Source organism: Streptomyces sp. NPDC047117, from assembly GCF_040643545.1.
GTDB lineage: Bacteria > Actinomycetota > Actinomycetes > Streptomycetales > Streptomycetaceae > Streptomyces.
Genome location: NZ_JBEYUN010000006.1, coordinates 194,259 through 215,060 on the forward strand (window position 1 = coordinate 194,259; position 20,802 = coordinate 215,060).

General features: G+C 72.9%; 21 protein-coding genes. 16 read left to right on the top strand and 5 right to left on the bottom strand.

The window, feature by feature from the left end:
* The first annotated feature begins 41 nt into the window (after positions 1-41).
* Together rplQ and truA are read left to right on the top strand one after the other, a co-directional pair.
* On the top strand, positions 42-536 hold the full coding sequence (gene rplQ / locus ABZ840_RS13835) for a 50S ribosomal protein L17 (RefSeq protein ID WP_361558252.1): 495 nt from the start codon (positions 42-44) through the stop codon (positions 534-536).
* A 74-nt stretch (positions 537-610) separates the two neighbouring features.
* Positions 611-1,462, top strand: coding sequence for a tRNA pseudouridine(38-40) synthase TruA (gene truA, locus ABZ840_RS13840; protein WP_361558255.1), 852 nt, complete (start codon positions 611-613; stop codon positions 1,460-1,462).
* A 78-nt stretch (positions 1,463-1,540) separates the two neighbouring features.
* Here the strand turns inward: truA and ABZ840_RS13845 are convergent, their stop codons facing one another.
* Positions 1,541-2,380 carry a hypothetical protein gene (locus ABZ840_RS13845; protein ID WP_361558258.1) on the bottom strand — a complete coding sequence of 280 codons (840 nt, stop codon included), beginning with the start codon at positions 2,378-2,380 and terminating at the stop codon, positions 1,541-1,543.
* A gap of 109 nt (positions 2,381-2,489) precedes the next feature.
* On the opposite strand from ABZ840_RS13845, the gene ABZ840_RS13850 reads away from it, so the two are divergent.
* The 5 genes from ABZ840_RS13850 to glmM all read left to right on the top strand — a co-directional run bounded on the left by ABZ840_RS13850 (position 2,490) and on the right by glmM (position 8,063).
* Positions 2,490-4,109, top strand: coding sequence for an ATP-binding cassette domain-containing protein (locus ABZ840_RS13850; protein WP_361558261.1), 1,620 nt, complete (start codon positions 2,490-2,492; stop codon positions 4,107-4,109).
* Between the two features lie 55 nt (positions 4,110-4,164).
* Positions 4,165-5,358: a glycosyltransferase 87 family protein gene (locus tag ABZ840_RS13855; protein ID WP_361558265.1), complete on the top strand. Its 1,194-nt coding sequence runs from the start codon at positions 4,165-4,167 to the stop codon at positions 5,356-5,358.
* A 203-nt stretch (positions 5,359-5,561) separates the two neighbouring features.
* Positions 5,562-6,005, top strand: coding sequence for a 50S ribosomal protein L13 (rplM, locus tag ABZ840_RS13860; RefSeq protein ID WP_346092403.1), 444 nt, complete (start codon positions 5,562-5,564; stop codon positions 6,003-6,005).
* Positions 6,006-6,048: 43 nt separating this feature from the next.
* The gene (gene rpsI, locus ABZ840_RS13865; protein WP_361558269.1) at positions 6,049-6,552 is read left to right on the top strand and encodes a 30S ribosomal protein S9; all 504 of its coding nucleotides are present in this window, start codon (positions 6,049-6,051) and stop codon (positions 6,550-6,552) included.
* A gap of 152 nt (positions 6,553-6,704) precedes the next feature.
* Positions 6,705-8,063 carry a phosphoglucosamine mutase gene (glmM, locus tag ABZ840_RS13870; RefSeq protein ID WP_361558272.1) on the top strand — a complete coding sequence of 453 codons (1,359 nt, stop codon included), beginning with the start codon at positions 6,705-6,707 and terminating at the stop codon, positions 8,061-8,063.
* A gap of 16 nt (positions 8,064-8,079) precedes the next feature.
* Here the strand turns inward: glmM and ABZ840_RS13875 are convergent, their stop codons facing one another.
* Both ABZ840_RS13875 and coaA read right to left on the bottom strand, forming a co-directional pair.
* Complete coding sequence (locus tag ABZ840_RS13875) at positions 8,080-9,021, bottom strand: DUF389 domain-containing protein (RefSeq protein ID WP_361558275.1); 942 nt, start codon at positions 9,019-9,021, stop codon at positions 8,080-8,082.
* Between the two features lie 20 nt (positions 9,022-9,041).
* The gene (gene coaA / locus ABZ840_RS13880; RefSeq protein ID WP_361558278.1) at positions 9,042-10,031 is read right to left on the bottom strand and encodes a type I pantothenate kinase; all 990 of its coding nucleotides are present in this window, start codon (positions 10,029-10,031) and stop codon (positions 9,042-9,044) included.
* Between the two features lie 205 nt (positions 10,032-10,236).
* On the opposite strand from coaA, the gene ABZ840_RS13885 reads away from it, so the two are divergent.
* The 3 genes from ABZ840_RS13885 (at position 10,237) to ABZ840_RS13895 (ending at position 12,721) form a co-directional block, all read left to right on the top strand.
* Entirely contained in the window at positions 10,237-10,437 is a 201-nt protein-coding gene (locus ABZ840_RS13885) for a hypothetical protein (RefSeq protein ID WP_361558814.1), read from the top strand.
* Positions 10,438-10,508: 71 nt separating this feature from the next.
* Positions 10,509-12,356 (top strand): glutamine--fructose-6-phosphate transaminase (isomerizing), encoded by a 1,848-nt coding sequence (glmS, locus tag ABZ840_RS13890; RefSeq protein ID WP_361558281.1) that lies wholly within the window; start codon positions 10,509-10,511, stop codon positions 12,354-12,356.
* The gene (locus tag ABZ840_RS13895; RefSeq protein WP_361558284.1) at positions 12,353-12,721 is read left to right on the top strand and encodes a holo-ACP synthase; all 369 of its coding nucleotides are present in this window, start codon (positions 12,353-12,355) and stop codon (positions 12,719-12,721) included. Before glmS ends, ABZ840_RS13895 begins: the two co-directional genes overlap by 4 nt.
* Positions 12,722-12,765: 44 nt before the next feature.
* Here the strand turns inward: ABZ840_RS13895 and ABZ840_RS13900 are convergent, their stop codons facing one another.
* Positions 12,766-14,184 carry an NAD(P)H-hydrate dehydratase gene (locus ABZ840_RS13900; protein WP_361558287.1) on the bottom strand — a complete coding sequence of 473 codons (1,419 nt, stop codon included), beginning with the start codon at positions 14,182-14,184 and terminating at the stop codon, positions 12,766-12,768.
* A gap of 186 nt (positions 14,185-14,370) precedes the next feature.
* On the opposite strand from ABZ840_RS13900, the gene ABZ840_RS13905 reads away from it, so the two are divergent.
* The 5 genes from ABZ840_RS13905 (at position 14,371) to ABZ840_RS13925 (ending at position 18,939) form a co-directional block, all read left to right on the top strand.
* Positions 14,371-15,426, top strand: coding sequence for a L,D-transpeptidase (locus ABZ840_RS13905; protein WP_361558290.1), 1,056 nt, complete (start codon positions 14,371-14,373; stop codon positions 15,424-15,426).
* A 79-nt stretch (positions 15,427-15,505) separates the two neighbouring features.
* Positions 15,506-16,684: an alanine racemase gene (alr, locus tag ABZ840_RS13910; RefSeq protein WP_361558293.1), complete on the top strand. Its 1,179-nt coding sequence runs from the start codon at positions 15,506-15,508 to the stop codon at positions 16,682-16,684.
* Positions 16,681-17,913, top strand: coding sequence for an alpha/beta hydrolase (locus tag ABZ840_RS13915; protein WP_361558296.1), 1,233 nt, complete (start codon positions 16,681-16,683; stop codon positions 17,911-17,913). The genes alr and ABZ840_RS13915 overlap by 4 nt, the downstream gene beginning before the upstream one ends.
* Before the next feature lie 94 nt (positions 17,914-18,007).
* Entirely contained in the window at positions 18,008-18,526 is a 519-nt protein-coding gene (gene tsaE, locus ABZ840_RS13920) for a tRNA (adenosine(37)-N6)-threonylcarbamoyltransferase complex ATPase subunit type 1 TsaE (RefSeq protein ID WP_361558299.1), read from the top strand.
* 176 nt (positions 18,527-18,702) lie between these two features.
* A complete protein-coding gene (locus ABZ840_RS13925; protein ID WP_361558302.1) occupies positions 18,703-18,939 on the top strand; it encodes a hypothetical protein in 237 nt (78 codons plus the stop codon).
* A gap of 411 nt (positions 18,940-19,350) precedes the next feature.
* Here the strand turns inward: ABZ840_RS13925 and ABZ840_RS13930 are convergent, their stop codons facing one another.
* Positions 19,351-19,911, bottom strand: a complete 561-nt coding sequence (locus ABZ840_RS13930) for a hypothetical protein (RefSeq protein WP_361558305.1) — start codon at positions 19,909-19,911, stop codon at positions 19,351-19,353.
* Positions 19,912-20,077: 166 nt separating this feature from the next.
* On the opposite strand from ABZ840_RS13930, the gene tsaB reads away from it, so the two are divergent.
* On the top strand, positions 20,078-20,767 hold the full coding sequence (gene tsaB / locus ABZ840_RS13935; protein ID WP_361558308.1) for a tRNA (adenosine(37)-N6)-threonylcarbamoyltransferase complex dimerization subunit type 1 TsaB: 690 nt from the start codon (positions 20,078-20,080) through the stop codon (positions 20,765-20,767).
* The last annotated feature ends 35 nt before the right edge of the window (positions 20,768-20,802 follow it).

A 20,802-nucleotide genomic window follows, 5' to 3' on the forward strand; every position in this document is an offset into this window, starting at 1 on the left:
GGTACCTGATACGGCTGGGGCAGACACAGAGGAGAAACACCATGCCGCGTCCCGCCAAGGGAGCCCGTCTGGGCGGCAGCGCCGCGCACGAGCGTCTTCTGCTCGCGAACCTCGCGAAGTCGCTGTTCGAGCACGGCCGCATCACCACGACCGAGGCCAAGGCCCGCCGCCTGCGCCCCGTCGCGGAGAAGCTGATCACCAAGGCGAAGAAGGGCGACATCCACAACCGTCGCCTGGTGCTCGCGACGATCACGGACAAGAGCGTCGTCCACACGCTCTTCACCGAGATCGCCCCGCGCTACACCGAGCGCCCGGGTGGCTACACCCGCATCACCAAGATCGGCAACCGTCGTGGCGACAACGCCCCGATGGCCGTCATCGAGCTGGTCGAGGGCGAGATCGCCAAGAAGGCCACCGTCGACGAGGCCGAGGCCGCGACCAAGCGCGCGGTGAAGGAGGCCGACGAGGCCGCCAAGGCCGAGGAGACCAAGGACGAGGCCGCCGAGGCCCCGGCCGAGGAGTCCAAGGACGCCTGAGCCTGATCCAGGCCGCTGAACGGGCCCGTTCCCCGCTGGGGGAGCGGGCCCGTTCCGCTTGAGAGGATGGTCGCGTGAGCGATGAGGTGGAGCCCGGGTTCGTCCGGGTGCGGCTGGATCTTTCCTACGACGGCAAGGACTTCTCCGGCTGGGCGAAGCAGCGGGAGCGGCGGACGGTCCAGGGGGAGATCGAGGACGCGCTGCGCACCGTGATGCGGGCGTCGGAGACGTACGAGCTGACCGTGGCGGGGCGGACCGACGCGGGCGTGCACGCCCGGGGGCAGGTGGCCCAGGTGGACCTGCCGCAGGAGCTGTGGGCCGAGCACGGCGACAAGCTGCGCCGGCGGCTCGCCGGGCGGCTGCCGAAGGACGTACGGATCTGGCGGGTGAGCGAGGCGCCGGCCGGCTTCAACGCGCGGTTCTCGGCGATCTGGCGCCGGTACGCGTACCGGGTCACCGACCACCCCGGCGGCGTCGACCCGCTGCTGCGCGGGCACGTGCTCTGGCACGACTGGGACCTGGACGTCGCGGCGATGAACGAGGCGTCGCTGCCGCTGCTGGGCGAGCACGACTTCGCGGCGTACTGCAAGCGGCGCGAGGGCGCCACGACCATCCGTACGCTCCAGGAGCTGAGCTGGGAGCGCGGCGCTGACGGGATCATCACGGCGACCGTGAAGGCGGACGCCTTCTGCCACAACATGGTGCGCTCGCTGGTGGGCGCGCTGCTGTTCGTCGGGGACGGGCACCGGCCCGTGGAGTGGCCGGGGAAGGTGCTGGCTGCCGGGGTGCGGGACTCGGCGGTGCACGTCGTACGGCCGCACGGGCTGACCCTGGAAGAGGTCGGCTACCCGGCGGACGAGCTGCTGGCCGCCCGCAACAAGGAAGCGCGGAACAAGCGGACGCTGCCGGGCGCGGGCTGCTGCTGAGCACGGTGGCGGGGCCGTGCGCGGTGGCGGGGCCGTGTGCGGGGGCGGGGCCGTGTGCCCCGCCCGCCGCGGCCTGCGTCAGTTCTGGAGTTGCTTCTTCGCCGCCGCGTCGGCCTGGTCGCGGCCGCGCTGCATGACCCGGTTCCAGGCGTACGCGGCGCCGTCCCGGCTCGCCTGCAGGGCCTTGGTCTCGCTGGTGACGACGGGCTTGCCGTTGAGGTAGCCGGCGATCGTGAAGTACGCGTACCGGCCGGCCGAGTTCGCCGAGGTCCGGCAGTCGGTGCCCTGGCAGAACGGGGCGACCTTGCCGCCGGCGAGCGCCGCGAGGTTGGGCTTGTACTCCTCCTTCACCGCGGCCGCCGCTGCCTTGGTGTCGAACCGGGCGATGCCCACGGTCACCGCCACGCCGTCCTTGGAGAACGTGGCGCGCAGCAGCTTCTCGCAGCCGTGCTTCTTCAGGACCGCGCCGAGGCCGCCCTGGGCCACGCTCGCGCAGCTGTCGGTGCTGCTGGTGGTGGCCTTCGGGTAGACGCGGTCGCCGGCCTTCAGCTGCTTGTCGGGGAAGAGCGAGGCGGCGGTGAGCGGCGCGGTGTCCTTCTTGCTGTCGGTGATGTAGTCCATCGGGTCCGGCGGGGGCGGGACCGTGACGTCGGAGAAGGTGGGCTTCGGGTCGTCCGGCTCGTCGGGGAGCTTCTCCGGTGAGGGGAGCGAGGACGGCTTGCCGTTGTCGTTGCCGGCGATCACGGCGGTGGCGACGATGCCGGCCACCGCCAGGGTGGCCACGGCGCCGCCGCCGATCAGGAGCCAGCGTCTGCGCTTGCCGCGTGCTTCGCTCTGTTCCGCCAGTGCGGCCCAGTCCGGAGTGGACGACGGACCGGATCCCCCGGGGCCGAACGGCCCCCCTTCCCCAAAGCTCATGGCGCGCATCCTAATGCGCACAGGTCACAGAAGGACTTCGGCCGCCGGACGGGCGGGCTCGGGGAAACCCGTTTGTTCCGTGTGGTGTCCCGGGCCGAGAATTCCCCGTATGGGACATGTGGAGGCGGGACATCTGGAGTACTACCTGCCGGACGGGCGGGTGCTGCTGGCCGACGTCTCCTTCCGGGTGGGCGAGGGCGCCACGGTCGCGCTGGTCGGGGCGAACGGCGCGGGCAAGACGACGCTGCTGAAGCTGATCGCGGGGGAGCTGCAGCCGCACGGCGGCGCGGTGACGGTCACCGGCGGGCTGGGGGTGATGCCGCAGTTCGTGGGCTCGGTGCGGGACGAGCGGACCGTGCGGGACCTGCTGGTGTCGGTGGCGCCGCCGCGGCTGCGGACGGCCGCGAAGGCCGTGGACGAGGCCGAGCACGCCGTCATGACGGTGGACGACGAGGCCGCGCAGATGGCGTACGCGCAGGCGCTGAGCGACTGGGCCGAGGCCCGTGGGTACGAGGCCGAGACGGTCTGGGACATGTGCACGATGGCCGCGCTCGGGGTGCCGTACGAGAAGGCGCAGTGGCGGCAGGTGCGCACGCTCAGCGGGGGCGAGCAGAAGCGGCTCGTGCTGGAGTCGCTGCTGCGCGGCCCGGAGGAGGTGCTGCTGCTGGACGAGCCGGACAACTATCTGGACGTGCCCGGCAAGCGCTGGCTGGAGGAGCGGCTGCGGGAGACCCAGAAGACGGTCCTGTTCGTCAGCCACGACCGGGAGCTGCTGGCCCGTTCCGCCGAGAAGATCGTCAGCGTCGAGCCGGGCCCGGCGGGCAGTGACGTCTGGGTGCACGGCGGCGGCTTCGGCACGTACCACGAGGCCCGCAAGGAGCGCTTCGCGCGCTTCGAGGAGCTGCGGCGGCGCTGGGACGAGAAGCACGTGCAGCTGAAGCAGCTGGTCCACACGCTGAAGAACAAGGCGGCCTACAACGACGGCCTGGCCTCGCGCTATCAGGCCGCCCAGACGCGGCTGCGGAAGTTCGAGGAGGCGGGGCCGCCGCAGGAGCCGCCGCGCGAGCAGGAGATCACCATGCGGCTGCGCGGCGGCCGCACCGGCGTACGGGCCGTGACCTGCGCGAACCTCGAACTGACCGGCCTGATGAAGCCCTTCTCCCTGGAGGTCTTCTACGGCGAGCGGGTCGCGGTGCTGGGCTCGAACGGCTCCGGCAAGTCGCACTTCCTGCGGCTGCTCGCCGGTGACGACGTGGCGCACACCGGCGCGTGGAAGCTGGGCGCCCGCGTGGTCCCCGGCCACTTCGCGCAAACGCACGCGCACCCGGAGCTGGAGGGCCCCACCCTCCTGGACATCCTCTGGACCGAGCACGCCAAGGACCGCGGCAGGGCGATGAGCGCGCTGCGCCGGTACGAGCTGGAGCGCCAGGCCGAGCAGCGCTTCGACCGCCTCTCCGGCGGCCAGCAGGCGCGCTTCCAGATCCTCCTCCTGGAGCTGGCCGGCACGACGGCGCTGCTGTTGGACGAGCCGACGGACAACCTCGACCTGGAGAGCGCCGAGGCGCTGCAGGAGGGGTTGGAGGCGTACGAGGGGACGGTGCTGGCGGTGACGCATGACCGGTGGTTCGCGCGTTCCTTCGACCGGTATCTGGTCTTCGGCTCGGACGGCCGGGTCCGGGAGACGTCGGAGCCGGTGTGGGAGGACTGGGGGTCCCTCCCTGCTCCTTAAGAGCTTGGGGGAGTGTCGAGCGGGAGCGGTGACGGGCGGCTTCTAGGGTGGCCGCATGGCAGCGGACACAGCGGGGCAAAGCGGGCAGTCACCCAGGGTGGCGTGGCTGCTGCGGCCCGCTCCCTGGCCGCTGCGGGCCGTCGCCGCGGGGCTGACGGCCGTGGTGGTCGTGGCGACCGTACGGCGCGGCGGTCACCTCGGCATGGACAACGCCTTCGCGGTGAAGGCGGCGCGGGCGCTGCTGGACGGCGGCGCGCCGTATGCCGACAAGCGGTTCCTCTACCTGCCGGGGGCGGTGCTCGCGGCGGTGCCCGAGGCGCTGCTGCCCGAGCGGTGGCTGCCGTGGCTGGTGCCGGCGGCCGGGGTCTGCCTCGTACTGCTGGGCTGGTTCCTGAGCCTGCGGATCTTCGGCGTACGGGCCGACAGCCGGCTCGCGGTGCTGGTCGTGGCCGCGCTGCCGTTCTTCCAGCCGTTCCGCAACCTCGTCACGCTCGGCAACTGGACGCTCGCCTCGGTCGTGGCACTGCCGCTCGCGCTGCTGCTGGCCCGCCGCACGCGGTGGGCGGCAGCGGGCGCGGTGATCGGGTGCGCGCTGGCCCTGAAGCCGATGCTGCTGCCGGTCCTGCTGCTGTTCGTCTTCGCCCGGCGGTGGGGCGCGGTGGCCGTCGCGGTCGCCGTGCCGCTGGTCGTGTCCCTGGCGGCGGCGCTGGTGATGCCGCGGCCCGGGATGTTTCTCACGAGCACGCTGCCCTTCCTGCTGCGCGGCCAGGACGCCTTCGCGCGGCCGTACGACGCTTCGCTCGGCGCGGTCCTGACCAGGCTCGGGGTGCCGCCGGCGGCGGCCTACGGGCTGGCGGTGGCGGCGGCCGCCGCGGGCGTGGTCTGCGCGTACCTGCGCTGGCGGCGCGGGGACGACGGGCCGCTCCGGCTCGTCGAGACGGCGGCGATGCTGCTGCTCGCGGCCTTCCTGGTGTCCCGGCCGTCCTTCGACCACTATCTGCTGGTGGTGCTGGGGCCCCTGCTGGCCTCCGCCGTGGTGCCCGGCGCCGTGCCCCGTACGGTGTGGTTCTGGGCCGCTCTCGTGCCGCAGGTCGCCGGGCTGGACTGGCCGTATCTGGAGGACGTCAGGCGGCGGGCCTTCAAGGACGCGGCGATGCTGTGGACGCTCGCCGCGGTGGTCGCCTGCGCCTGTCTGCGCCGCCCGGGGCGGAGTGGCGGGGACCGGACCCCCGTACCGGGCGCGTTTTGACCCGCCTGGGGGAGGCCCGGTATTCTGCCTGTTTGTTATGCGTATTGGCTTGCTCTATCTCACGTGAGGGGCCCTTACGCCGGTCCACCGGACCGATGACCGACGGCAGGCGATGGGTTGCGTCACCCGGAGCCGCCACTCCCGGCTCGTCGTCCGAAGTGGCCCAGTACAGGTCCCAATCACTTAGAAGCGAAGGCTAAAACGTGCGTACGTTCAGCCCCAAGCCCGGCGATGTCCAGCGCCAGTGGCACATCATTGACGCGCAGGACGTTGTCCTGGGCCGTCTGGCATCTCAGGCCGCGTCCCTCCTGCGGGGCAAGCACAAGCCGGTCTACGCCCCTCACGTCGACACCGGTGACTTCGTCGTCATCATCAACGCCGACAAGGTGCACCTGTCCGGCAACAAGCGCGAGCAGAAGATGGCCTACCGCCACTCCGGCTTCCCGGGTGGTCTGCGCTCCGTCCGTTACGACGAGCTGCTCGACAAGAACCCCGAGAAGGCTGTCGAGAAGGCCATCAAGGGCATGCTCCCCAAGAACACCCTGGGCCGTCAGATGCTCTCGAAGCTGAAGGTCTACGCGGGCGCCGAGCACCCGCACGCTGCTCAGCAGCCGGTCCCGTTCGAGATCACCCAGGTCGCGCAGTAAGTCCGGCCACACCCCCTAAGACGAAGAGAATCTGAGGAGCATCGTGGCTGAGACCACCGCCGAGACCCCGCTCGAGGTCGAGGAGTACACCACCGAGACCGAGGCGCCGCTGGAGGGTGAGTACACCTCCGAGTCGCTCGCCTCCCGCTTCGGTGACCCCCAGCCGGCCGCCGGCCTGGGCCGTCGCAAGAACGCCATTGCCCGCGTCCGGATCATCCCGGGCACCGGCCAGTGGAAGATCAACGGCCGCACCCTCGAGGGTTACTTCCCGAACAAGGTGCACCAGCAGGAAGTCAACGAGCCCTTCAAGGTGCTCGAGCTGGACAACCGCTACGACGTTGTCGCCCGCATCTCCGGCGGCGGCATCTCCGGCCAGGCCGGCGCGCTGCGCCTGGGCGTGGCCCGTGCGCTGAACGAGGCGGACGTCGAGAACAACCGCGGCCCGCTGAAGAAGGCCGGCTTCCTGAGCCGCGACGACCGTGCGGTCGAGCGCAAGAAGGCCGGTCTCAAGAAGGCCCGCAAGGCGCCGCAGTACAGCAAGCGCTAATTGCCGCTTGCTGCGATGCGCAGCTGCTTGGAACGCCCCGGTGGCACTTCTCGTGCCGCCGGGGCGTTCGGCTATCCGGGACCAGATAGGCGTATACCTGTACAGAACGGTCATAACGGTCTGGTCCAAGCGAAATGACTCGGAGGACACCAGTGGGACGACTCTTCGGCACGGACGGGGTACGCGGTGTCGCCAATGCGGACCTGACGGCGGAGCTGGCGCTCGGGCTGTCGGTTGCTGCGGCGCATGTTCTGGCGGAAGCCGGGACCTTTGAAGATCACCGGCCGGTGGCCGTGGTCGGGCGCGATCCGCGGGCGTCGGGGGAGTTCCTGGAGTCCGCCGTGGTGGCGGGGCTGGCCAGCGCGGGCGTGGACGTGCTGCGGGTGGGCGTGCTGCCGACCCCGGCGGTGGCGTACCTCACCGGCGCGCTCGGCGCGGACCTGGGCGTGATGCTCTCCGCCAGCCACAACCCGATGCCCGACAACGGCATCAAGTTCTTCGCGCGCGGCGGGCACAAGCTCGCCGACGAGCTGGAGGACCGGATCGAGAGCATGTACCGCGGCCACGCCTCCGGTGAGCCGTGGGACCGGCCGACCGGCGCGGGCGTGGGCCGGGTCAAGGACTACGCCGAGGGCTTCGACAACTACGTCGCGCACCTGGTCGGCGTGCTCCCGAACCGCCTGGACGGCCTCAAGGTCGTCATCGACGGGGCGCACGGCGCCGCGGCGCGGGTCTCCCCGGAGGCCTTCGCGCGGGCGGGCGCCGACGTCATCACGATCGGCACCGACCCCGACGGCCTGAACATCAACGACGGCTGCGGCTCCACCCACCTGGACAAGCTGCGGGCCGCGGTGGTCGAGCACGGTGCCGACCTGGGTGTCGCGCACGACGGCGACGCGGACCGCTGCCTGGCCGTGGACCACGAGGGCAACGAGGTCGACGGCGACCAGATCCTCGCCGTGCTGGCGCTGGGCATGCGGGACGCCGGCACGCTGCGGCAGAACACCGTCGTCGCCACCGTCATGTCCAACCTGGGCTTCAAGCTGGCGCTGGAGCGGGAGGGCATCGAGCTGGCGCGCACCGCGGTCGGCGACCGGTACGTCCTGGAGGAGATGAAGGCCCAGGGGTTCGCGCTGGGCGGCGAGCAGTCCGGGCACGTCATCGTGCTGGACCACGCCACGACCGGGGACGGCACGCTGACCGGCCTGATGCTGGCGGCGCGGGTCGCCGCGACCGGCCGCTCGCTGGCCGAGCTGGCGGGCGTGATGGAGCGGCTGCCGCAGGTCCTGATCAACGTTCCGGACGTGGACAAGTCCCGGGTGACGACCTCCGCCGAGCTGTCGGCCGCGGTGACCGACGCGGAGCGGGAGCTGGGCGCGACCGGCCGGGTGCTGCTGCGTTCCTCCGGTACGGAGCCGCTGGTCCGGGTCATGGTCGAGGCGGCCGACCTGGAGCAGGCGCGCGCGGTGGCGGGGCGGCTGGCCGACGTGGTGAAGTCGGCGCTGGGCTGACGCCCGGCCGCGGGACTCAGGCCTTCGGCGCGGTACGCCGGCGCTGCCGGGACCAGAAGTACTTCTGGGTGAGCAGCGTCAGCGTTCCGGCGAGGACGATGCCGGCGAGGTTGACGAGCAGCTGGCCGCTGGAGCCCCAGGTCTGCGCGTAGTCGTCGTAGATGAAGGCCACCGCGGCGTTGGCTGCGGCCGGCACCGTGGTCACCGAGATCGCGACGCCGACCAGGGCGCCGGACTTGGCCGACGTGAGGGAGAGCGTGCCGGCGATGCCCGCCAGGAAGGCGACCACGAAGGACAGCAGGTCGGGCTGCCAGATGAACGACGTGTTGGGGCGCTCGGCGTCCACGTCGTAGGAGTGGAACAGCCCGACTGCCTCCATGAACCAGCTGAATCCCGCCGTCAGCACCATCGCGAGGGCGAACCCGGCGAGCAGTGCCACCAGCGAGCGCCACGCGAGCCGCGGCGCCCGCTGCACCACCGCCGTACAGATCCCGGCCAGCGGGCCGAACTCCGGGCCGACCGCCATCGCGCCGACGATGAGGATGGCGTTGTCCAGCACGACACCGCACGCCGCGAGCATCATGGCGATCGTCAGGAACGCGAGGTAGGTGACGGTCAGCGTCGATTCCTCGTGGGTCGCCTCGCTCAGCTGTTCCCACAGCACGGCGTCCGCGCCCTCGCCCGGCGCGTCCTCCTCGGCCCGGACGGCGCTCTTGGAGAGCGACAGGTCGATGTCCTCGACGGCGATCGACCCGCACTCGTCGATGCCGCGCTCGCGCAGCGCCGCCAGGACCTCGTCACCGGCCTCCCGGGCGACGTCGCAGGTGATCACGGAGCCCGCCGGGTCCCGGGCGACTCCGGCGAGGACGACCAGGTGGGTGGTGCCGACCGTCCGTTCCAGGAGGCCGGCCACCTCGTCGGTGCGGTCGGCCGGGACGATCAGGCGCAGGTGCAGCACGGCGGCATTCCTCGGGGGCGTCAGAGTTTGCGCAGCGAGAGCCGCTGCACCTTGTGGTCCGGTCCCTTGCGGAGCACGAGGTTCGCGCGCCCGCGGGTCGGGGCCACATTCTGCTCCAGGTTCGGCTTGTTGATGGTGCGCCAGTTGAGGCGGGCGTAGTCGAGCGCCTCCTCCTCCGACACCTGCGCGTACTTGCGGAAGTACGAGAAGGGGTTCTGGAAGGCGGTCTCGCGCAGCTTGCGGAACCGTCCCAGGTACCACTGCTCGATGTCCTCGGTACGGGCGTCCACGTACACCGAGAAGTCGAAGAAGTCGGCGAGGCCGAGCCGGGTGCGGCCGTCCTTGCCGGGCAGCGCGGGCTGGAGGACGTTCAGGCCCTCGACGATGAGGATGTCCGGGCGGTGCACGGTCAGCCGCTCGCCGGGGACGATGTCGTAGATGAGGTGGGAGTAGACCGGTGCGGTGACCTCGGCCTTGCCGGACTTCACGTCGGCCACGAAGCGGGTCAGGGCGCGCCGGTCGTAGGACTCGGGGAAGCCCTTCCGGGACATCAGGCCGCGCCGGTGCAGCTCGGCGTTGGGCAGCAGGAAGCCGTCGGTGGTCACCAGCTCCACCCGCGGGTGGTCGGGCCAGCGGGCCAGCAGCGCCTGGAGCAGGCGCGCGGTGGTGGACTTGCCGACCGCGACGCTGCCGGCGACGCCGATCACGAACGGCGTGCCCTCCTGGGCGCCGTGCCCCTCCCGGTCCCCGAGGAAGGTGTTCAGGGCGCCGCGGAGGCTGCTGGTGGCCCCGAAGTAGAGGTTCAGCAGCCGGGAGAGCGGCAGGTAGACGTCGCGCACCTCGTCCAGGTCGATGACGTCGCCCAGGCCACGCAACCGTTCGACCTCATCCGCCGTCAAGGGGAGCGGGGTCTTCTCGCGCAGGGCACTCCACTCCGCGCGGGTCATGTCGACGTACGGCGTGGCGTCGGCGCGGCGTCGTTGCTGCGGCTGCTCTGTCGTCATGGGCACGTCGCCCATTGTCCGCAGCCGACCGCCGCGGCTCATCCCGGGGGGTGGCGGAATACCGCATGTCTATACCAATCAGGCAATTCCCGGTACCGTCCGTCGCGGGGGAACGCGTCTATCACTGCGTCGCGAGGAATGGGGGGTGGGCACAGTGACACGCCTGCTCGATTACGTACGGCAGCGGCAGAAGAGAACCGTTGTCGAAGAGGTGCGAGTGCCGGCGCAGGGCGGCGGCCACGCCGGTCTGGTGCACAGCGAACTGGCCGCCGAACTGCCCGACGAGGACCTGGGGGAGGAGCTGGCGGACTGCCTGGTCCTGTACGAGATGGGCAGCAAGCCGCGCTGCGAAGAGGTGGAGTTCCTCGAACTGGTCCAGGAGGCCATCGACCGGATCGAGGAAGGTCAATGACCCGGACGGCCCCCGGTCGGTGACCCGTACGGCACCGGGGCAATGATCCGCGCGCGCCGTAGGCTGCCTCCATGTGCGGAATCGTGGGATACGTGGGCGGCCAGTCGGCCCTTGACGTCGTACTGGCCGGACTGAAGCGGCTGGAGTACCGCGGCTACGACTCGGCGGGCGTCGCGGTGCTCGCCGACGGCGGCCTGGCGGCGGCGAAGAAGGCCGGCAAGCTCGCCAACCTGGAGAAGGAACTGGCCGTGCGCCCGCTGCCGGCCGGCAACACGGGCGTCGGGCACACCCGGTGGGCCACGCACGGCGGGCCCACCGACGCCAACGCCCATCCTCACCTGGACAACGCCGGACGGGTCTCGGTGGTGCACAACGGCATCATCGAGAACTTCGCCGCGCTGCGCGCCGAACTGACCGACCGCGGCCACGAACTGGCCTCCGAGACGGACACCGAGGTGACCGCCCACCTGCTGGCCGAGGCCTTCTCCTCGTGCGGTGACCTCGCCGAGGCGATGCGGCAGGTCTGCCGCCGGCTGGAGGGCGCGTTCACCCTCGTGGCCGTGCACGCCGACGCGCCGGACGTGGTGGTCGGCGCCCGCCGGAACTCCCCGCTGGTCGTCGGTCTCGGCGAGGACGAGGCGTTCCTCGCCTCCGACGTGGCCGCCTTCATCGCGCACACCCGCGAGGCCGTCGAACTGGGCCAGGACCAGGTCGTCGAGGTCCGCCGGGACGGCGTCCAGGTCACCGACTTCGACGGCCGCCCGGCCGAGGTGCGCCCGTACCACGTCGACTGGGACGCCTCGGCCGCCGAGAAGGGCGGCTACGACTACTTCATGCTCAAGGAGATCGCCGAGCAGCCCAAGGCCGTCGCGGACACCCTCCTCGGGCGGATCGGCACGGACGGGCGGCTGTCGCTGGACGAGGTGCGCATCCCGGACGGGGTGCTGCGGGAGGCGCAGAAGGTCGTCATCGTGGCGTGCGGCACGGCCTTCCACGCGGGGCTCATCGCCAAGTACGCCATCGAGCACTGGACGCGCATTCCGTGCGAGGTGGAGCTGGCGAGCGAGTTCCGCTACCGCGACCCGATCCTGGACCACCGCACGCTGGTCGTCGCGATCTCCCAGTCCGGCGAGACCATGGACACCCTGATGGCGCTGCGGCACGCCCGCGAGCAGGGCGCGAAGGTCCTCGCCATCTGCAACACCAACGGCTCGACCATCCCGCGCGAGTCCGACGCCGTGCTTTACACGCACGCCGGGCCCGAGGTCGCCGTCGCCTCCACGAAGGCGTTCCTCACCCAGCTCGTCGCCTGCTACCTGGTCGCGCTGTACCTGGGTCAGGTGCGCGGCACGAAGTGGGGCGACGAGATCCAGGCCGTGGTGAAGGAGCTGGCCGAGATCGGCACCCAGGTGGACGAGGTGCTCGGCACGATGGAGCCGGTACGGGAGCTGGCCCGCGGTCTCGCGGACAAGAACACCGTCCTCTTCCTCGGCCGCCACGTGGGCCACCCCGTCGCCCTGGAGGGCGCGCTGAAGCTCAAGGAGCTGGCGTACATGCACGCCGAGGGCTTCGCGGCGGGCGAGCTGAAGCACGGGCCGATCGCGCTGATCGAGGAGGACCTGCCGGTGGTGGTGATCGTGCCGTCGCCGCGCGGCCGCTCCGTGCTGCACGACAAGATCGTCTCCAACATCCAGGAGATCCGGGCCCGCGGCGCCCGCACCATCGTCATCGCCGAGGAGGGCGACGAGACGGTCGTGCCGTACGCCGACCACCTCGTCCGCATCCCGGTGACGCCGACCCTGCTCCAGCCGCTGGTGGCCACCGTGCCGCTGCAGGTCTTCGCCTGCGAGCTGGCCACCGCCCGCGGCAACGAGGTCGACCAGCCGCGCAACCTCGCCAAGTCGGTGACCGTCGAATGATCATCGGGGTCGGCATCGACGTCGCCGAGATCGACCGGTTCGCCGCCGCGCTGGAGCGCACGCCCCAGATGCTGGACCGGCTCTTCGTCGACAGCGAGCGGTACCTGCCCGGCGGCGAGCCGCGCGGCGTCGCCTCCCTCGCGGCCCGGTTCGCCGCGAAGGAGGCGCTGGCCAAGGCGCTGGGCGCGCCGCGCGGGCTGCACTGGACGGACGCGGAGGTGTACGTCGAGGACAGCGGACAGCCGCGCCTGCGGGTGCGGGGCACGGTCGCGGCGGCCGCGCAGGAGCGGGGCGTGCAGTCCTGGCACATTTCGCTCAGCCATGACGCGGGGGTGGCTTCGGCTGTGGTGATCGCGGAGGGCTGACGCGCACGGGGGACGCGGCCGCCCCGCGTCCCCCGTCCGGCGCCTCAGTCCGTCAGCGAGTGCCAGGCCCCCGGCAGCGCGTCCGCCACGTCGCAGGCCGTCAGCGGGACGGTCTCCGCGGCCGCCTGCCGGGCCGCCAGCCCGTGCAGGTACGCGCCCGCCGACGCCGCGTCCAGGGGTGTCAGCCCCGTGGCCAGCAGGGAACCGGACAGGCCCGAGAGGACGTCACCGCTGCCCGCCGTGGCCAGCCAGCCCGTGCCGGTCGGGTTGACGCGGACGGCCCCGCCGTCGGGGCCGGCGATCAGCGTCGAGGAGCCCTTGAGCAGCACCGTCGCGCCGTACCTGGCGGCCAGCTCGCGTACCGCGTGCAGCCGCGCCGACTCCACCTCCTCGCGCGCCGCGCCGAGCAGCGCGGCCGCCTCGCCCGCGTGCGGGGTGAGCAGCGTCGGCGCCGAACGGGCCCGCAGCCGCGCCGGGTCCAGGCCGTGCAGCCCGTCCGCGTCGACCAGCACCGGCACGTCGGAGTCCAGGACGTCCGCCATGGCCTCCTCGTTGTCGCCCAGGCCCGGCCCGATCACCCACGCCTGTACCCGTCCCGCCTTCGAGGGCGGGCCCGTGTGCACCAGCGTCTCCGGGTGCGCCGCGATCACCGCGTCAGCGCCGGGGCCTACGTACCGGACCGCGCCCGCGCCACCGCGCAGCGCGCCCGACACCGAGAGCACCGCGGCGCCCGGATAGCGCGCGGAGCCCGCCACGACGCCCACCACGCCGCGCCGGTACTTGTCGCTGTCCGCCGAGGGGACGGGCAGCAGCTCCGCCACGTCCGCGTGCTGGAGCGCCTCGACGTCCGGGTCCGGCAGCTCCAGGCCGATGTCCACCAGCCGCAGCGCGCCCACGTACGCGCGCGCCGGGTCGATCAGCAGCCCCGGCTTGTACGCGCCGAACGTCACCGTCGCGTCCGCCCGTACCGCAGCGCCGTCGACCTCGCCGGTGTCCGCGTCCACCCCGCTCGGCAGGTCCACCGCCAGGACGGTCGCGGAGCGCGCCGCGTCGGCCAGTTCCGCCGCCTCCGGGCGCAGCCCGCCCTTGCCGCCGATGCCCACGATGCCGTCCACGACGAGGTCGGCGCGGCCGATGTCGGCACGCGGGTCGGCCGACACCCGGCCGCCCGCGGCCCGGAGGGCCGCCAGACCGCCCTGGTGCGCCCGCTCCGGGGACAGCAGCACCGCGCGCACCCCGGCGCCCCTGCGGGCCAGCCGGGCACCCGCGTACAGGGCGTCACCGCCGTTGTCGCCGCTGCCCACCAGCAGCACCACCCGCGATCCGTACACCCGTCCCAGGAGGTCCGCGCAGGCCACCGCCAGGCCCGCGGCGGCCCGCTGCATCAGGGCCCCGTCCGGCAGCCGCGCCATCAGGTCCCGCTCCGCCGCCCGCACCTTCTCCACGCTGTAAGCAGTCCGCATGCCCCCAGTCTCACCCGGCGGGCGGCGGCCACGCCCGCCCGGCCCGGCGCGCCCGGCCCGTACCGTCGGCGCCTCCGGCGCGGCCCGCTCGCCCGGCACCTCCGCCCGGCCGAAAAACCCGCTCGCCAGGGCGAACCTGCGCCCCTCCGCGGGGCGCGGAGCCCCCGCCACGGCACACCTGATCGTATGAACCGATACTTCTCCACCCTGCTGGCCGGTGCCACGGGCACGGCCACGCTGCTGGGTCTCGTGGTCGCCCCCGGGGCCGCCGCCGACCCCGGGCCGCAGAAGCCGCACGTCTACACCGTGTCCGAGCTGGTCCCCGGTGTCCCCAACTCCGCGCAGCCGAAGGACACGCCCGACCAGACGTACGAGTCGAAGCCGTCGGCCCACGGCAAGAAGCCCGGGAAGAAGCCGGGGAAGAAGCCCGGCAAGCACACGGGCAAGCCCGGCAAGCACACGGGGAAACCGGGCAAGCACACCGCCAAGCCCGGGAAGCCGGCGGCCGGCAGGCCGGGTGCGCAGGAGGCCGCCGGCTCCCGCGCTGAGAACGCCCCGGTCGTGGAGTACGTGCCGCGTACCGAGGTCCTGCGCGCCCCGGAGAGCGCCAAGGCCGAGCCGGCGGAGCCCGCGTGCACCACCGCCACCGGTCCCTTCCAGAAGCAGGTGGAGCGGTACCTGAAGCTGAAGGCGGACGGCAAGCAGTCACCGGCGGACTGCAAGGCCATCGCCGCGCTCCAGAAGAAGGAGAACATCAGCCCGGCCAACGGCTTCGCCGGCCCGGCCACCTGGGGCACCATCCGGCTCCTGGAGGCCAAGGCGGACCCGAACAAGGAGGGCCGCTGCCCGGTGCCCCGGATGCGCAAGAAGGGCGAGCACTGGGCGCCGCGGGTGGCCTGCGTCGACCTGCCGCGCCAGATCATGTGGGTGCAGAACCACGACAAGGTGATCTTCGGCCCGGTGGCGATCCGCAGCGGGCGGGCCGGCTACCCCACCCGTCCCGGCAAGCACAAGGTCTACCTGCGCAACCGCCACCACCACTCGACGATCTACAACTCGCCGATGCCGCACTCCCAGTTCTTCGACGGCGGCCAGGCGTTCCACGGGATCTCCGGCAACATCTACAGCCCGCCCGGCTCGTACGGCTGCGTGAACATGCGGCGACCGCACGCGGCCAAGCTGTGGAACATCCTCAGGAAGGGCGACGACGTCTTCGTCTGGGGCCGCAAACCGGCCGAGTGACCCGGCATCAGGCGCCCGAAAGCACCTCATCGCGGCGGTCGGAAGGGCTCCGCCCGCCGCACCTGAGACACTGATGACGATGAACGAGAGAGCACTGCGCGCCCGCGCCACCATCGACCTCGACGCACTGAGGTCGAACGTGCGTGCCCTGAAGGCGCGCGCTCCGCGTGCGCAGCTGATGGCCGTGGTCAAGTCCGACGGGTACGGGCACGGCGCGGTGCGGTGCGCCGCGGCGGCCCGCGAGGCCGGCGCCGAGTGGCTGGGCACGGCCCTCCCCGAGGAGGCCTTCGCGCTGCGCGAGGCGGGCGACACCGGCCGCCTCATGGCGTGGCTGTGGACGCCCGGCGGCCCGTGGCGCAAGGCCGTACTGCTCGACATCGACGTCTCGGTGAGCGGGCTGTGGGCGCTGCACGAGGTGCGCCACGCGGCGCACGCCGCCGGCCGCCCGGCCCGCGTCCAGCTGAAGATCGACACCGGCCTGGGCCGCAACGGCTGCCCGCCCGCCGACTGGGCGGAGCTGACCGAGGCCGCCCGCGCCGCCGAGGCCGAGGGCCTCGTCCGGGTCACCGGCGTCTGGTCGCACTTCGCCTGCGCCGACGAGCCGGGACACCCCTCGGTCGACGCCCAGCTCGCCGTCTTCCGCGACGCGCTCGCCACCGCGGAGGCGGCCGGCCTGCGGCCCGAGGTCCGGCACATCTGCAACACCCCGGGCCTGCTCACCCGCCCCGACGCGCACTTCGACCTCGTCCGCGCCGGGATCGGCATCTACGGCATCTCGCCCAGCCCGGAGGTCGGCACGCCCGCCGACTTCGGGCTGCGCCCCGTGATGACGCTGTCCGCCTCCCTGGCGTCGGTCAAGCACGTACCGGGCGGCCACGGCGTCTCGTACGGCCACCACTACACGACCCCCGGGGACACCACGCTCGCGCTGGTCCCGCTGGGCTACGCCGACGGCATCCCGCGGCACGCCTCCGGCACCGGCCCGGTGCTGATCGCCGGCAAGCGGCGGACGATCGCCGGCCGGGTCGCCATGGACCAGTTCGTCGTCGACCTCGGCGGGGACACCGCCGCCGCGGGGGACGAGGCGGTGCTCTTCGGGCCGGGGGACCGCGGCGAACCGACCGCCGAGGACTGGGCACAGGCCATCGGAACCATCGGCTACGAGATCGTCACCCGCATCGGAAGCCGGGTGCCACGCGTCTATGTCCCCGAGCACGGGAATGTCCCGGAGGACGAGGGAACGGGGGACGGGACATGAGCGAGAGCACGCAAGGCGTCCCGGGCGTGGCCGGGGCCGCCGCCGAGGCCGCGGGCGGCTGGGCCCGCGCCGGCCGGCACGCGGGCATCGCCGGCGCCGCGATCGGCGTCGTCGCGGCCGGCGCCGCCGCGGGGGTGGCGCTGGAGCGGCTGACGGTCGGCCGGGGCGTGCGCCGCAAGGCGCGGACGGCGCTGGACTCGGCGGGCCCGTACGGCACCCTGCGCGGCACGCCGGGCAGGGCGTACGCCGAGGACGGCACCGAGCTGTACTACGAGATCGACGAGCCGGACGAGCGCCCGGACGGTGAGGCGCAGAAGGCCCGCCGCAAGCGCCTGCTGGGGGCCTTGGGGCGACGCTCCGCGGCCCCCACCGTCGTCTTCAGCCACGGTTACTGCCTCAGCCAGGACGCCTGGCACTTCCAGCGCGCCGCGCTCCGCGGCAACGTCCGTACGGTCCACTGGGACCAGCGCAGCCACGGACGCTCCACCCGCGGGCACGCCCAGATCGAGGGCACCGAACCGGTCACCATCGACATGCTGGGCCGGGACCTGAAGGCGGTGCTGGACGCCGCCGTGCCGGAGGGCCCGATCGTGCTGATCGGGCACTCCATGGGCGGCATGACGGTGATGGCGCTGGCCGACCAGTACCCGGAGTACGTCGCCGAGCGCGTCGTGGGCGTCGGCCTGATCGGCACGTCGGCCGGGCGGCTCAGCGAGGTCGCCTTCGGACTGCCGTCGCTGGGCGTGAAGGCGTTCCACCGCTTCGCTCCCGGGGTGCTGAAGGCGCTGGGCGCGCAGAGCGAGCTGGTCGAGAAGGGCCGGCGGGCCACGGCCGACCTCTTCGCCGGGCTGGTGAAGCGGTACTCCTTCGGCGCGCCCAAGGACGTCGACCCGGGCGTCGCGCGCTTCGCCGAGCGGCTGATCGAGGCGACGCCGATCGACGTGGTGGCGGAGTTCTTCCCGGCGTTCGCCGTGCACGACAAGACGGCGGCGCTGGCGGCCTACGACGGCGTACCGGCGCTCGTACTGGCCGGCGACCGTGACCTGATCACGCCGCCCGAGCACAGCCGCACGATCGGCGATCTGCTCCCGGCGGCGGAACTGGTCTGCGTACCGGACGCCGGTCACCTGGTCATGCTGGAACACCCCGACCTGGTCAACGACCGCCTGACGGCCCTGGTCGCACGCGCGGTGTCGGAATCCCGCGCCCGGCGGCCGGCCCGGGCCTGACGCCCGGGCCGGGAGGGGGCTGCCGCCCCGGGCTGGGAGGGGGCTGCCGCCGCCGTGGCGCGCGGTGTCCGTCCGGCCTCGTACCATCGGCGGCATGAGCACCACCGACGCCATCACGCAGGTAACCGTCAAGTCTCCGGACCGGATGCAGGAGTTGGGCCGCCGGCTCGCGGGCCTGCTGCGGCCGGGCGATCTGGTGCTGCTGAGCGGGGAGCTCGGCGCGGGCAAGACGACGCTGACCCGGGGCCTCGGTGAGGGCCTGGGCGTACGCGGCGCCGTCACCTCGCCGACGTTCGTCATCGCCCGCGTGCACCCCTCGCTGCACGTGGGGCCGCCCCTGGTGCACGTCGACGCGTACCGGCTCGGCGGCGGCCTGGACGAGATGGAGGACCTGGACCTGGACGTCTCGCTGCCGGAGTCCGTGGTCGTCGTGGAGTGGGGCGAGGGCAAGGTCGAGGAGCTGTCCGAGGACCGGCTGCACGTCACGATCGCGCGCACGGTGGGCGCCGCGGCGGCCGTGGCGGAGGACGAGGACGACGTCCGCGAGGTGACGGTCACCGGCGTCGGCGAACGCTGGGCGGGCAGCGACCTGAGCGTGCTCCAGGAACTCTGAGAGGCGGGCGCGGCCCCTTCCGGGCCGCCGTTTCCGGGGCGGTGGGCTCCGTAGTTTCCGACAAGCCGTCGGCAAGATGTTGCGTCGGCGGTACCGGGCGTGGTCACATGGAGGGAGAGAGCCGGTTAGGTCTACCTAACTATGCCCGCTCGCCCCAGGATCCCCGGGAGGCATCCATGTCGGCCCACCAGTCCCTCGCCGCGGCGGCCCGTCGCGACGACAGTGAACCGTCTCCGTTCCGGCGCGAGGACGGCCCCCGGCCGACGATGAACGAACTCCTGGCGTCCTGTGCGGCCGCCAGCGCGGTCTCCACGCCCCCGGAAGCCCCCGAGGCCCCGCCCACCGCCGAAACCCGCCCCAAGCCCGCCCCTGAGGCCCCTCACCTGCCGAACAGCGACCGCGACGCGGCGTAGCCACCGGGCGCGGCAGGGAGCCCTGCCCGGCCGCGCGCACAGGCCGTCCACTCGCCCGCACAGGCCGTCCACTCGCCGCCACGGCACCCTGTAGCCCGTACGGGGGATTGATCAGCCCGCGCGGGCCCCCTGCGCCGATCGGGTGCCCCGACGCCTTTCCGGCGGCCCCGAAAGCCCCCGCCAGCCGTCGAAAGCCCGCATGCGCCCCCCGCAGCCTGCATGCGCCACCCCACTCCTTGGGTAACCCCCGGGTGGGGGGATGCGGGGCTGCGCTTCGGGGCGCGAGAGGCGATCGAAGACGGTCTGCCGCGAGCGGTATCGGACGAGCCGTGGACAGTACCGGGCGGGCCCGAGGCAGCCGTGAACAGGCCGCCGGCAGCGGTGAGCCAGCCTCCTGCCGCCGCCCGGACGCTACGAAACGACGACGACCTTCGTGCCGATCGTGGCGAACTTCCACATGGCCGTGCCGTCGGCGCGCTTTTCGCGGACGCCGCCCGTCTTCTTCTGCTGGGCGTCCGGCTGCGGCATCGAGCCGTCGACCGCCGCGCTGAAGCCGACCACCACGTTGTCGACCGTCGCGAACCGAACGACGTTCTCGATCGGGATTCCGTCGGAACCGGTCACGCTCGCCGAGCGCGTGGTCACCGAGTACGCCCCGGGCGCCGGGCTGACCTTGCTCGGTACGACCTCGTACGTGTGCAGGACCTGCTCCTTCGGGCCGATCAGCCACACTCGCCGGTCGTCCAGCGCGTACACCACGCGCTTGCCCGAACCGGAATGCGCGGGCACCGCGGTCTCGCGCTTCTCCTTCTCCTCCGCCGACTCCTTCGGCTTCTGGTCGGCCGAGGGCGCCGGCGAGACCGAGCCGCCCTTGGCCGAGCGCACCGGCTTCAGCGGGTCGGAGGCGTCGGCCGAGGCCTGGAAGCCCAGGAAACCGACCGCGGCCAGTGCCACCACGGTGAGAGCCGTCACGATCGAGCTGCTCCTAGCGGCCACCGCCGTGCCACCTTTCCGTACGGATCCGTACGCGTCCGAGGTCCGAAGGCCGGCACACGGCGTGCCGGAGTCCCAGCACGCAGCGTACCGGCGAGCGCAGCACCCGGCAGGGCGGCGTCCGCCGCGCCGTAGTCTTGAGGGCGTGCTGCTGCTTGCCCTTGACACCGCAACCCCCGCCGTTTCCGCCGCGCTGCTCAGCTGCGCCCCCGACACCGGCGGCGGCCCGGCCGCTCCCCGCGTGCTCGCCGAGGCGCGCGAGGTGGACGCCCGCCGCCACGGCGAACTGCTGCTGCCCGCCGTCGACCGGGTGCTCGACGAGGCCGGCGTGAAGCTCGACGCGGTCACCGACATCGTCGTGGGCGTCGGCCCCGGCCCCTACACCGGGCTGCGCGTCGGCCTGGTCACCGCCGCCACCTTCGGCGCGGCCCTGGACGTGCCCGTGCACGGCCTGTGCTCGCTGGACGGCATCGCGTACGCCTCCGGGATCGAGGAGCCCTTCGTCGTGGCGACGGACGCGCGCCGCAAGGAGGTCTACTGGGCCCGGTACGCGGACTTCCGTACGCGGACCACGGAGCCCGCCGTCGACCGCCCGGCCGACATCGCCGAGCAGGTCGCCGGGGTGCCGGCGGTGGGCGCGGGCGCGGTGCTGTACGACGGCACCTTCGACGGCCTGCGCGCCGACGGGCCCGAGCACCAGTCGGCGGCGGCCCTCGGGGCGCTCGCCGCCGAGAAGCTGGCCCGCGGCGAGACGCTGCTGCCCCCGCAGCCGCTGTACCTGCGCCGGCCGGACGCGCAGGTCCCGGCCAACTACAAGGTGGTCACCCCCAAGTGACCGCCCACGCCGACCAGCCCGCCGCCACCGCGCCC

Coding starts and splice junctions, on each gene's coding strand:
- rplQ (WP_361558252.1), top strand. CDS start 42: ATGCCGCGTCCCGCCAAGGGAGCCCGTCTGGGCGGCAGCGCCGCGCAC.
- ABZ840_RS13845 (WP_361558258.1), bottom strand. CDS start 2,380: ATGAGCTTTGGGGAAGGGGGGCCGTTCGGCCCCGGGGGATCCGGTCCG.
- ABZ840_RS13850 (WP_361558261.1), top strand. CDS start 2,490: ATGGGACATGTGGAGGCGGGACATCTGGAGTACTACCTGCCGGACGGG.
- ABZ840_RS13855 (WP_361558265.1), top strand. CDS start 4,165: ATGGCAGCGGACACAGCGGGGCAAAGCGGGCAGTCACCCAGGGTGGCG.
- glmS (WP_361558281.1), top strand. CDS start 10,509: ATGTGCGGAATCGTGGGATACGTGGGCGGCCAGTCGGCCCTTGACGTC.
- ABZ840_RS13895 (WP_361558284.1), top strand. CDS start 12,353: ATGATCATCGGGGTCGGCATCGACGTCGCCGAGATCGACCGGTTCGCC.
- ABZ840_RS13900 (WP_361558287.1), bottom strand. CDS start 14,184: ATGCGGACTGCTTACAGCGTGGAGAAGGTGCGGGCGGCGGAGCGGGAC.
- ABZ840_RS13905 (WP_361558290.1), top strand. CDS start 14,371: ATGAACCGATACTTCTCCACCCTGCTGGCCGGTGCCACGGGCACGGCC.
- alr (WP_361558293.1), top strand. CDS start 15,506: ATGAACGAGAGAGCACTGCGCGCCCGCGCCACCATCGACCTCGACGCA.
- ABZ840_RS13915 (WP_361558296.1), top strand. CDS start 16,681: ATGAGCGAGAGCACGCAAGGCGTCCCGGGCGTGGCCGGGGCCGCCGCC.
- tsaE (WP_361558299.1), top strand. CDS start 18,008: ATGAGCACCACCGACGCCATCACGCAGGTAACCGTCAAGTCTCCGGAC.
- ABZ840_RS13925 (WP_361558302.1), top strand. CDS start 18,703: ATGTCGGCCCACCAGTCCCTCGCCGCGGCGGCCCGTCGCGACGACAGT.